General features: G+C 43.1%; 9 protein-coding genes. 6 read left to right on the top strand and 3 right to left on the bottom strand.

Features of this window, described 5'->3' with window-relative positions:
• Positions 1 to 233 precede the first annotated feature (233 nt).
• Positions 234 to 851: a hypothetical protein gene (locus Q4591_RS13490; RefSeq protein WP_102438112.1), complete on the top strand. Its 618-nt coding sequence runs from the start codon at positions 234 to 236 to the stop codon at positions 849 to 851.
• Positions 852 to 1,128: 277 nt separating this feature from the next.
• Positions 1,129 to 2,307 carry a methyl-accepting chemotaxis protein gene (locus Q4591_RS13485; protein ID WP_303461457.1) on the top strand — a complete coding sequence of 393 codons (1,179 nt, stop codon included), beginning with the start codon at positions 1,129 to 1,131 and terminating at the stop codon, positions 2,305 to 2,307.
• A gap of 91 nt (positions 2,308 to 2,398) precedes the next feature.
• On the opposite strand, the gene purK is transcribed toward Q4591_RS13485, so the two are convergent.
• The gene (gene purK, locus Q4591_RS13480) at positions 2,399 to 3,523 is read right to left on the bottom strand and encodes a 5-(carboxyamino)imidazole ribonucleotide synthase (RefSeq protein ID WP_102438116.1); all 1,125 of its coding nucleotides are present in this window, start codon (positions 3,521 to 3,523) and stop codon (positions 2,399 to 2,401) included.
• Entirely contained in the window at positions 3,523 to 4,014 is a 492-nt protein-coding gene (purE, locus tag Q4591_RS13475; protein WP_076542981.1) for a 5-(carboxyamino)imidazole ribonucleotide mutase, read from the bottom strand. The genes purK and purE overlap by 1 nt, the downstream gene beginning before the upstream one ends.
• Before the next feature lie 410 nt (positions 4,015 to 4,424).
• Here purE and Q4591_RS13470 point away from each other — a divergent pair, with 410 nt between their 5' ends.
• The 4 genes from Q4591_RS13470 to Q4591_RS13455 all read left to right on the top strand — a co-directional run bounded on the left by Q4591_RS13470 (position 4,425) and on the right by Q4591_RS13455 (position 10,668).
• Positions 4,425 to 5,513 carry a von Willebrand factor type A domain-containing protein gene (locus tag Q4591_RS13470; protein WP_303461453.1) on the top strand — a complete coding sequence of 363 codons (1,089 nt, stop codon included), beginning with the start codon at positions 4,425 to 4,427 and terminating at the stop codon, positions 5,511 to 5,513.
• A 209-nt stretch (positions 5,514 to 5,722) separates the two neighbouring features.
• The gene (locus Q4591_RS13465; RefSeq protein WP_303461464.1) at positions 5,723 to 6,286 is read left to right on the top strand and encodes a sigma-70 family RNA polymerase sigma factor; all 564 of its coding nucleotides are present in this window, start codon (positions 5,723 to 5,725) and stop codon (positions 6,284 to 6,286) included.
• Positions 6,279 to 7,142: a hypothetical protein gene (locus tag Q4591_RS13460; RefSeq protein WP_303461452.1), complete on the top strand. Its 864-nt coding sequence runs from the start codon at positions 6,279 to 6,281 to the stop codon at positions 7,140 to 7,142. Before Q4591_RS13465 ends, Q4591_RS13460 begins: the two co-directional genes overlap by 8 nt.
• A 241-nt stretch (positions 7,143 to 7,383) precedes the next feature.
• Entirely contained in the window at positions 7,384 to 10,668 is a 3,285-nt protein-coding gene (locus tag Q4591_RS13455; protein ID WP_102477199.1) for a S41 family peptidase, read from the top strand.
• Positions 10,669 to 10,775: 107 nt separating this feature from the next.
• Here the strand turns inward: Q4591_RS13455 and Q4591_RS13450 are convergent, their stop codons facing one another.
• The gene (locus tag Q4591_RS13450) at positions 10,776 to 11,219 is read right to left on the bottom strand and encodes an OsmC family protein (protein ID WP_102438126.1); all 444 of its coding nucleotides are present in this window, start codon (positions 11,217 to 11,219) and stop codon (positions 10,776 to 10,778) included.
• Positions 11,220 to 11,458 lie beyond the last annotated feature (239 nt).

The following is an 11,458-nucleotide window of genomic DNA, read 5'->3' as shown; positions in this document are numbered from 1 at the left end:
TATTAAATGTTACCTTGATAGTCTTTTTAGAAAACCTTAGCCGCTGAACCTCCCTCTAGCCTAGCTTTATTGTCAGACTTGAGTTCAAGTATTTTTTGACTAATACCAATGGTCGCATTCTAGCGACAGATTAAGTTCTATTTTTTAACGCCGTGGTTTGCATCTAGTTTATTTTGATGTGAAAATCGAATCGCTTTAGTTAACTCCTGATATTGATTACTTTAAGGGCATTTATGACGTGGTTTTTTCGTGCTTTGGGCGCAATGTTTCTTTTACAGCTTACGGGCTGTGCAACTCCGCCACCTAAAGAGCCTGATAATTTATGCTCAATATTTCAAGAAAATCGCTCTTGGTATAAATCGGCGGTAAAAACGCGCGAAAAGTGGGGCGTACCAGTACATGTGCCTTTAGCTATGATGTTCCAAGAAAGCTCGTTTAAACATAATGCCGCGCCACCAATGGAATACTTTTGGGGCTTTATTCCTATTGGCCGCGCCAGTGATGCCTATGGCTATGCTCAAGCAAAAACCATGACATGGGATGACTATGTACGTGAAACCGGTAATTCATGGTCAAGTCGCAGTAATTTTGATGATGCGATGGATTTTATGGGCTGGTTTATCTATAAAACCCATGCCATTAATGGGGTGTCAAAATGGGATGCGAAAAATCAGTATTTGAATTATCACGAAGGTTGGGGCGGCTATAAACGTGGCAGCTATAAAGCTAAAGCATGGCTTGGACCTGTTGCTAATCGTGTTGATGCTCGCGCCAGAAATTACGCTGCTCAGTATCATACCTGTAAAGAAGATCTCGACTCTTCCTGGTTATGGCGGTTATTTTTCGGTTAATACGCATTAGTTATTGTCATTCTCATCAGCCTCGCATTCGCGGGGCTTTTACTTTCTCTTGGTTAGATCAGTTTTTATACTTAACCTTGTTCATAAATATTTAACAATTAACGCTAAACTTTTTGCAGCTTATTCCGATAGTAATAAAACCGCTTGTGACAATTTGTAACCCTTGAGGCTATATGGCTTTTTGGGGGGAGCAATGTTAAGCACCGCTAGCGCTAAAAGCTCATGACGAGTTGCTAGAAAAATATAATCACTACTTTCGGAACTGTATATGCAATCTCACAATAATAATAAATTACAGGCAACACTGCTTTATCCGTTAATCTCGTTGGTGCTGGTGGCATTGGTCATCATTGCATTTTTACCTTCTCAAATTGATAAAACCACGCTGTTACTCATTGTCGCGCTATTAGGTGCGGCGCAAACGATAGTAGGTCTGTATTTATTTAAGCAGTTTTTACACACACGCTTGAGTCAACTGGCTGAGTATCTAAGTTTAGTTATTAGTACGAAAGCCGCCCCTAAAAAGCCGCTAATCGATAGTGGTAATGATTTACTGGCGAAAATTACCAACGACCTTAGTGGTTTTATTGAAGAACTGAAATTGGTTTTAGATGACATTAAGCAAGATGCCAATAATTTTCACCATGGCTCGCAGGAGTTGGCGCAGCAAATGAATTCGGCTGAATCATCCGTTGCCAAAAGCACTGCTGAAACCGAGCTTATTTCAAGCTCATTAGCAGACATAGTGAAAACGGCAGATGAGTTATCAATCAATGCCGACGAATTTAAATCAACCTCTACGGAAGTGAAGCAATTACTTGAGCTCGGTAATAATGATGCGTTAAGTAATCAAACTGCCATGACCACCTTTGCCAATGGCATTGAAAGTTTGGTATCTGATTTAGATTTATTAAACAGCGACAGCCAGAAAATTGGTAATGTTTTAGAAGTGATTAAAAGTATTGCCGAGCAAACCAACCTATTGGCGCTAAACGCTGCCATTGAGGCCGCTAGAGCCGGTGAGCAAGGCCGCGGTTTTGCGGTTGTGGCTGATGAGGTTCGCGCATTAGCTCATCGCACTCAGGAGTCGACGGTAGAAATTCAAACTATTGTTTTAGAGCTGCAAGCCAAAGCGGGTAATGCTGTTAATGCCATTAGCGACAGTCAAAGAGTGACTAATGAAAGTGTGCAGCAATGCCTGCGGGTCACCCAAGCATTTACTGATATTGGCGGCGCATTTGAGCAACTTGATAGTGTTGCCAGTAATATGACCTACAGCATTCAAGGGCAGCAATCTTCCACTAACAGTATCAGTAGTCGAGCGCTGGAAATTACCCGTTTGAGTCATGAAGTGCAGCAGAGCTTAAAAGCGATTTCAGACCGCGCTTATAGGCAACAAACCAGCTCTGAGCATCTTGAGAAAGTACTCAATCGAGTGTGTATTTAAACCCTAGCTAAATCATTACTTGCAAATCAATAGTCCATAAAAAAGGAGCCTTAGCTCCTTTTTTATGGGTTACGATTAAGTGCCATTGATCTTAATCAGCGCTAAATTCATCTAAAACCCAGGCTAATGGCGCTTGATACAGCTGCGGCATCCATTGTTGTAGCTGACCAATACTGTCGGTTAGCATCGCGCTATTATGAACCGATAAGTTTAAGTGACCCACTTTACGACCGACGCGAACTTCTTTGTTGTACCAGAATAACTCAGCGTTGGGTAAGCTTAACCAGCGGTCATCTTTATCAACACCAATTAAGTTCACCATCACACATTGATGATTCACTTGTGGGGTATGTAAAGGTAATCCGCACAAGGCACGCAGGTGCAATTCAAACTGATTGATATGACAACCTGATTGAGTCCAGTGACCAGAGTTATGAACCCGAGGGGCTAACTCATTAATCAGTAATTCATCACCAACCCGGAAACATTCCATCGCCATCACTCCAACATACTCAAGCTTATGCATAATTTTACTTAGCATGGCTTCAGCTTGGGCTTGTAAGTGGTTTAAGCGCGATAATGGCGCAATCGATGCCATTAAAATACCGTCTTGATGGAGATTTAACGCTAGCGGGTAAAATAAGCATTCGCCGGTTTGGGTTCGTACGCCCACTAATGACACTTCTTCATCAAAATTAATCGCTTGCTCAGCAATGGCTTCATTACGCCAATCAGCAGGGATGGTGGTTGATTCAGCTTGTTTTAACCAGTGTTGACCTTTGCCGTCGTAGCCACCGGTGCGGCGCTTTAATAATACTCGCTCGCCATATTGCTGATGCAACTGCGCCGTTTGAGTATTATCGTCAACCAGCTCCCAAGGTGACGTTGGTACAGCTAACTCATCCAATAAGCTTTTTTGGGTAAAACGGTCTGCCAGCAGGCCAAAAACCGGGCCATTAATGAAATGCTTATGCTTGCTAAGTTGCAAGCTTAAGTTTGATTCAGGCCATTGCTCTCGTTCTGCGGTGATGACGTCAGTATCGTTAAGAGGTAAACGCTCATCTGATGGGGTCATAATATCAACCGGACGAACATTAATCGCTAAAGGCTGCCCAGCATGGGACAACATAGCGCCTAATTGACCATCACCTAAAACCCATACATTGTGCTGTGTAGCGTGGGTTTGATTTTTTTGCTCACCGTCCTGCTTAGCCATTAAGCTTCCCTCGGATCTGGATTTTCAAGGATTGAATTAGTTTGCTCTTCACGAAAAGCATCCAAACGCGCTGCAAGTTCACTGTCTTCAACCGCAAGAATTTGGCTAGCAAGTAAGCCGGCATTAAACGCCCCAGCAGTACCAATAGCAAGGGTACCAACTGCAATACCTTTAGGCATTTGTACGATAGACAGTAAGCTGTCCATGCCTGATAACGCTTTGCTTTGCACAGGCACACCCAGCACTGGAAGGCGGGTTTTTGAGGCAATCATACCGGGTAAATGTGCTGCACCACCGGCGCCGCCGATAATGACTTTAAAGCCTTTACCAGCAGCAGTGCTAGCAAAGTCCATGAGTTTGTCAGGAGTACGATGCGCTGAGACAACTTCAACGTGATATGGCACCTGCAGCTTATCCATAATTTCTGCGGCGGCTTCCATGGTCGGCCAATCACTCTTAGATCCCATAACTACGGCAACAAGGGCTTGCATGATAACTCCTTAACACACTTATTATATTAGAATAATTTTACTTATACCTGCATAGGGTACAGGCATTATAGGCTGCATTTTTGCGCCTATAAAAAAGGGGCTAGATAATATCATGTTGGCTCACATTTCGCTGCATTTCAGTGTTTTTTGGGGCTGAAACTCAGTTTGTGATTACGAATGCTTATACTGGCTTTTGGTAAACATCGAACAGCAATCGTGTACTGCAAGTTTTGGGTTATTGATAAGGTAAAAATTAACCCGTTAACGTTACGCATAATTAATGTGCTTTTGGGTTTATGGTATTGATTTATATTGTTTTGTTTTGGGGGGTGATTAAATGTGAAAGATAAATAACCCTTTTTTAATCTGAGCACGTTAATAATAGTATTGTGGTTATTACGGAGTCATAGATGAGTAAATGTACAATTTATCAGGCGTGCAAACTAAGCCTATTGCTGCTTGTAAACGTTAATGGGGTTGCTGAAACTCTAACATTACAGCCAAACTGCGTGGCTGCTCAGCAGGCTGTTGTGAGTCATGGCGGCAACATGGTTAGTGGTGAAACGCCATTATCCCTGCTGACATTTAATACGGATAGCAGCGGCTGTATCAGCGACTATAACAGGCTAAAGCACTTACTCAACCAGCAAATCTGGCCTGAAAAAAATACCATCCAAAGCCAGAATTTACTCAATGCATTTCAATATGACTTTAGTCAATATCAGCCATTATCTGAAAACTATCAGATACATACTGAACTGGCGCCATCGCCTTATAATAATGACACCTTGCTGCTGTTGATTAATATCAAACAGAGTGACAAGGCCACAGAGCCTGCAAAGCAAGGCTTAGCTTATTTACAAGCCAAGTTACGCTTCAATCCAAGGTTGATTACGGAATACCGACTAATTGGTTTTGAGCGAAATTTTGGCAACCCCGTTAATAAACAAATGTCCAAAGGCCATGCTCGATTGGAGGCTCAATCAAGTGGCCAATATAGTGCCTTGTATGAGTTGCGCATCGATGATTCAGCTGCTTATAAATCACCAGCCCATAAACCAAGTGCTCAGCAGCGCTTTAGTGCCGATAACCTCGCCACATTGTCATTGCATGACATGCGTATAACAAGCCAACAAGCTTTGCTTGGCCAGTTTGATATTGACATTACTCAACAAGACAAATTCTTTCAACAAGCCAGTGATGAGTTTCGTTTTGCTGCAGCGGTGGCGGGTTTAGGGCAATTAATTAATCAAAGTAATTATGTTCATCGTTTTGATTACCCTGAGTTAATCAATATCGCCCTTGATGCTAAAGGAGCTGATAGCCAAGGTGAGCGCAGCGAGTTTATTGCCCTTGTTAAGCAGGCGATGCTAGTGTCTGTTACAAACAATGTCGGGATAAAAAAGCCCCATCAACGACAAGCTTATCCGATGCCGCAGCCTATTTATGATACTCCGCCAAAGCAGGGCAGCATTATTGGCAAGGCTATTTTTAACTAGCCTATTATTAACTCGGCTATTATTAACGAGCTCATTGTCGACAGGAGTATTAATGATAAGGTGCTGTGAATAATATAGCTCAATTGCAGAGTATTAATAGACAATCGCATTTACGCTGGGCAAACTGTTTAAAGTGATTAAAAACAGTCTATAAACCAAGGTTGCCGGCGGTGAAGGATAAAATAACTGCATTATCAGATGAGCAATTAATGTTGAATTATCAGCAAGGGGACTCGCTTGCTTTTGAGCAGCTGTATAGCAAACATAAAGGGCCTTTGTATCGCTATTTTGTGCGCCAAATCAGCGATAAGCAATTAGCAGAAGATCTATACCAAGACACGTGGGGCAAGGTGATAAAAGCCGCGAGCAGTTATCAAGTCACAGCCAAGTTTACCACTTGGATTTATCGCATTGCCCATAACTTACTGATCGATCATGTGCGGGCGGTGAAACCACTCGATAAGCTTGCTGAAACCGCAGAAGAGGGCATGGATAGCTTTGATGCCAGCACACTGGATAGTTCTCATAGCAGTCGTCCTGATGAGCAACTGCTTGATAGCCAAAAAGGGCAATTATTAAAGACCTGTATTAGTAAATTGCCTCAATTACAACGAGAGGCTTTTTTGCTGAATATTGAATTGGGCTTAACAGCTACTGCAATCAGTGAGATTGCCGATGTAACCTTAGAGGCCACCAAAAGCCGCATTCGCTATGCCTATCAAAGTATTAAGCAATGTGTAGCGCTGAAATGGCAAGGGGCGGATCATGAGTGATTCTAAAGATAAAAGCTCAGTCAACGATAAGACTGATGAACAGTTTCTGGCTTTGCAGCAAGAAATTGAAACCCTGTATCAGCAGGATTTAGAAACGCCCCCCAAAGCGATGGATAAGGCTATCTTAGCCCAAGCTAAATTGAGCGCCGCTCCAGTTGAGCAGGCAAGAGCATCTCAAGGTTATTCAGCAGCCACAAATGTCGTGCAAGTGAGTTTTTGGCATAAGCATCGTTTAGGGCTGTCAACCGCGGCATCTGTAATGATCATTGCCAGCGTGATATTAGTTAATCCAAACTTTACCCAACATGCCAATATAGATGCGGGTGACAGTGTGCCAATGGCAACGAAAGCCACTGAAACGCCTATTTCAGCAACAGTAACGCCAACAACTATTTCAGCAACGCCAACGCCAATGACGGCAACGACAGTTGAGTCTGCCGCTGATGTGCTCCCAACTGTGACAACTAAAGTTATGCCTCAACAGCAGCGTGAATCTATGTCTGCGGCTCAATCACAACCACAATTACAATCACAACCAGAATCTCAGCCTCAAGCTCAATTACCAACGCCAGCACAAACTCGTTCAGCAGTTAATGTCATGAGCTCAGCTAACGACATTAACTCAGCTAACACGACTAGCGCAGCCAACGCAACTGGCGAAGCTAAGGCAACAAACTCCATTAATGCAATCAAGCATTTAGCTGAACTGTTAGATAACAAACAATTGGAGCAAGCTCAGGCATATTCGAAGGTTATTGAGCTGCAATTCCCTGAGATTATTCAGCAGCAGCATCCTCAATATCAGCAATACCAACAATTACAGCAGCGCTTAAGCTTGCAACAATCGATTCAATAATGGCACTAGTGCGCTAACAGTAACATTGGCTCTAGCTTGAAGATTTGTTGTCGAGCTAGGTGTCCAAAGCACCAAGGGTAACAACAAAAGTTGTTACCCTTTTTTTGCGGCGAATAAGTTAATTGTTACAAATTCTTAAACTTTTATCGCAATAAATACTGGGTTTTATACTGCTAAATCAGTTTAAGTTTGCTAGTTTGATTGCTTGAAAATAATAATATTTACAAGGACTTTTCTGACTATGAAACTTCGCCATTCTGTTAGCGCCTGTTTATTAGCTCTTGGGCTGTTAAGCACATCCGCTCTTGCGGTTAATTCAGACAATCAAGGCTATTACCGCGCGCCAGCGCTACATGATCAAACCTTGGTATTTACCGCCGAAGGCGATCTTTGGCTTAGTCAGTTAAATCAAACTTCAGCAACACGATTAACCACCCAAGCAGCAGAAGAAATCGATGCTGTGATTTCAAAAGATGGTAATTGGCTTGCCTATAGCGCGAACTATGATGGCGCTACTGAAGTGTATGTCATGCCGATCAAAGGCGGCGTTGCCAAGCGAGTAAGCTTTGAAAATAGTCGCGTCAGATTGCAAGGCTGGACAGCCAGCGGGGAGATTTTGTATGCCACCGATAATGCTAATGGACCGGCAAATTACTGGGTTCTTAAAACGGTAGATCCACAGACGCTGCAATTAACGGATTTACCCCTAGCAGATGCGATTGAAGGCACCATTGATGATGCGGGCGAGTATGTTTATTTTACTCAGTTTGGCCTGCAAACCAGTGGTGATAACGCCAAAGTTTATCGTGGCGGCGCTTTAGGTGAAATTTGGCGATTTAAATTGGGCAGTAATCAAGAGGCGCAAAAGCTGACAGCAGCTCATCAAGGCTCAGTAAGACAACCCATGCTGTGGCAAAATCGGCTTTATTTTATTAGCGACCAATCTGGCAATGATAATATTTGGTCGATGACGCTTGATGGTCAAGATGCTAAGCAACATACCCAATTTAGTGCTTGGCAAGTCAGAGATGCACAGTTAAATGATGGTCGAGTTGTGTTTCAGCATGGGGCAGATATTAAAGTCTTTAGCATTAATGATGGCAGTTCATCCTTAGTCGATATTAGCCTGACTTCAGATTTTCCCCATCGCCGTGAACATTGGTTAAAAGATCCAATGGCATTTGCTACCTCAGTGGAGTTAGCCGCCAGTGGCGATAAAGCGGTGATCACCGCTAGAAGCCATGTAGCCATAGCAAGTCATGATGGCCGCCGCTTAATCCAAGTGCAATCACCCGCTAACGCCCGCATTAGAAATGCGTTATTAAGTACGGATGGTGATTGGGTTTATGGCATCAGTGATGCATCAGGCGAGCAAGAGATCTGGCAATTCCCCGCTGATGGCAGTGCAGGGGCAAAACAACTCACTAAAGATGGCAGTAGCTTAAGAACCAGTCTGCATTTATCACCCAATGGCCGCTATATTGCCCATGATGACTACGATGGCAATGTGTGGTTACTGGATTTAAACAAAGGTAAAAATACTAAAATCATCACCCATGGTGAAGGGTTAGGAGAATATCCGGATATCGTTTGGTCTGGTGATAGCCAATTTATTGCCTTAACCAAATTGGAAATGGGTCAACAGCGCCCGCAAATCGTGCTGTATTCGGTTAATGATAATAAAGCCCAATCCATTACCAGTGATAAATACGAGTCACATTCACCTAGCTTTAGCCCTGACGGACAATGGTTATATTTTTTATCAGCGCGGCACTTTAAAGCGACTCCTGGTTCGCCTTGGGGTGATAGAAATATGGGGCCGGTTTTTGATAAACGCACTGAAATCTTTGCCATCGCATTAACTGAAAAGTCGGTATTTCCCTTCGTAAAACCAACCGAGCTCAATAGCAGTATCATTGCCGATGCCAAAGAGGCTAGAAGTCAGGCTGATAGTAATCAAAAAGTCAAAGTGGATTGGGATAATATCAGTCAAAGACTCTGGCAAGTTCCGGTGGCATCAGGCAATTATTCCAGCTTAACTGCCAGTAAAGATAAGCTATATTTGCTCGATACAGTGGCAGATAAAAGCAGCTTAAAACTGGTGAAGTTTGATAACTTGTCGCCTGAGGTAACCGAGTTTTCCGCTGATATCAGCGACTATCAACTTTCAGATGATGGTGAAAAATTACTGCTAAGAAAACAGGCTAATCCAAGTGAGCTGCATATTGTTGATGCTGGCGATAAAATAGCCACAGAGCTTAAAAACACTCAGGTTGATACCGCCCAGTGGCAGTTATCTATAGCGCCAATGCAAGAGTGGCAGCAGATATTTGAAGATGCCTGGTTAATGCACCGTGACTCCTTTTTCGACAAGAATATGCGCGGGGTTAATTGGCAGCAGGTGAAGCAAAAATATCAGCCGTTATTAGCCCGCTTAACCGATAGAAATGAGCTTAATGATTTGTTCAAGCAAATGATGGGCGAGCTTGATTCATTGCACTCGCAAGTGCGCGGTGGTGATATAGCTAAAAACGACACTGCCACAGGGGCAAGTTTAGGGGCACGGTTAGCGCAAACCTCAAAAGGGGTGCTGATTAACCATATTTATCGTAACGACCCAGAGCTACCAACGCAGGCATCACCGCTGGCCCGTATTGACGTTGACGCCGCAGAGGGCGACATCATCAAAGCCATTAATGGTAAGCCTGTCAGCAGTCTTGCTCAGGTTAGTCAACTACTGCGTAATCAAACCAATAAACAAGTGTTGTTGGAGTTAACTCGTGGTAAAAAAAGCCATCAAACGATTGTTGTGCCCCATGATAACCGCACCGATGCCAAGCTGCGTTATTTAGACTGGGTCACCAATAATGCCGCTAAAGTCAGCAGTGCCAGTAAAGGCAACATTGGTTATTTACATTTGTATGCCATGGGGGCTGGGGATATTGAAAGCTTTGCCCGTGAGTTTTATACCAATTATGACAAAGACGGTTTAATCATTGATGTGCGTCGTAATCGTGGCGGTAATATCGATAGCTGGATTATTGAAAAGTTACTGCGCCGTGCGTGGGCTTTTTGGCAGCCCACCCATGGCACTGCTAATACCAATATGCAGCAAACCTTTAGGGGTCACTTAGTGGTGCTCGCGGATCAAATGACTTATTCAGATGGCGAGACCTTTTCAGCAGGCATTAAAGCCTTAGGGTTAGCGCCGTTAATTGGTAAGCAAACTGCGGGTGCAGGGGTTTGGCTTTCAGGGCGCAACAGCCTAACGGATAAAGGTATGGCAAGAGTGGCGGAGTATCCACAATACGCTATTGATGGCAGTTGGATTGTTGAAGGCCACGGAGTTGAACCGGATATTGAGGTAGATAACTTACCTTTTGCCACATTCTCGGGCCAAGATGCCCAACTTGAAACCGCCATTCGTTATTTAAAAGATGAGCTGATCCAAAAGCCAATCGCGCCGTTAAAAGCTAAGCCAATTCCTGCAAGCGGATTTGCGGCAGATACTAAAGCGCAATTTTAAAGGCGCTAACTTGAGTTAAGCTTGGTAAATAAGTGTAAAAAAACCGATATCAAGTCAAGTTGATATCGGTTTTTTTATTTGTAAATACAGCCTTTAGCAGGTATTTATCAGCCGTTAATTGCTACTTCAGAATTAACACTATTGGCGATAAAGCAATTGGCGTGGGCTTTGTCATGGATTTTATTTATCACTTCCTGACTGACTTCAATGCCTTCTGCAAAAGTTACCACAGGATTCAAAGTCATTTTGGTGACTGACAGCTTACCGTTATCATTTTTGCCTAGTTCTGCTTTGGCATTATCAACATAGGTTTCAACTGTTAGGCGTTTTAAATGGGCAATGGCTAAAAAGGTTAGCATGTGGCAAGAGGATAAGGCCGCAAGCAAACTTTCTTCAGGATTAACCTTGGCTTCATTGCCTTTATATTCAGGCGCAGAAGAGGCGTGAACAACTTGGCCTGTACCAAATTCGATTTGGTGATCCCGGTTAAACTCTGGCGCTTGATGATCAAAATGATCTGCTTGCCATTTTACCGTTAACTTAAAACCCATCATTTATCCTTTGTTTACAATTTCAAACACTTAGTGAGTAATCTGGTTAAAACTGTGATTAGAAGCATTACTCAAATGGTTTAGCTGAAAAGTATTCTACCTGAGTGAGTGACGAAATCTACCTCCCCTTAGATATTTAATGACTAGCCTATAGCCAAAAGTGGATTGCCGCGGATAGTGTAAATATTAATCATAATTAGCAAACCGATTTTAGCATTTGATTACATCAACTTAGCGAC

Source organism: Shewanella sp. 3_MG-2023 (genome assembly GCF_030548765.1).
Lineage (GTDB): Bacteria > Pseudomonadota > Gammaproteobacteria > Enterobacterales > Shewanellaceae > Shewanella.
Note: the sequence above shows the minus strand (reverse complement) of the source record. Positions and strands in the feature narration are given on the sequence as shown.

Coding starts and splice junctions, on each gene's coding strand:
- Q4591_RS13450 (WP_102438126.1), bottom strand. CDS start 11,219: ATGGGTTTTAAGTTAACGGTAAAATGGCAAGCAGATCATTTTGATCAT.
- Q4591_RS13470 (WP_303461453.1), top strand. CDS start 4,425: ATGAGTAAATGTACAATTTATCAGGCGTGCAAACTAAGCCTATTGCTG.
- purE (WP_076542981.1), bottom strand. CDS start 4,014: ATGCAAGCCCTTGTTGCCGTAGTTATGGGATCTAAGAGTGATTGGCCG.
- purK (WP_102438116.1), bottom strand. CDS start 3,523: ATGGCTAAGCAGGACGGTGAGCAAAAAAATCAAACCCACGCTACACAG.
- Q4591_RS13465 (WP_303461464.1), top strand. CDS start 5,723: ATGTTGAATTATCAGCAAGGGGACTCGCTTGCTTTTGAGCAGCTGTAT.
- Q4591_RS13490 (WP_102438112.1), top strand. CDS start 234: ATGACGTGGTTTTTTCGTGCTTTGGGCGCAATGTTTCTTTTACAGCTT.
- Q4591_RS13460 (WP_303461452.1), top strand. CDS start 6,279: ATGAGTGATTCTAAAGATAAAAGCTCAGTCAACGATAAGACTGATGAA.
- Q4591_RS13485 (WP_303461457.1), top strand. CDS start 1,129: ATGCAATCTCACAATAATAATAAATTACAGGCAACACTGCTTTATCCG.
- Q4591_RS13455 (WP_102477199.1), top strand. CDS start 7,384: ATGAAACTTCGCCATTCTGTTAGCGCCTGTTTATTAGCTCTTGGGCTG.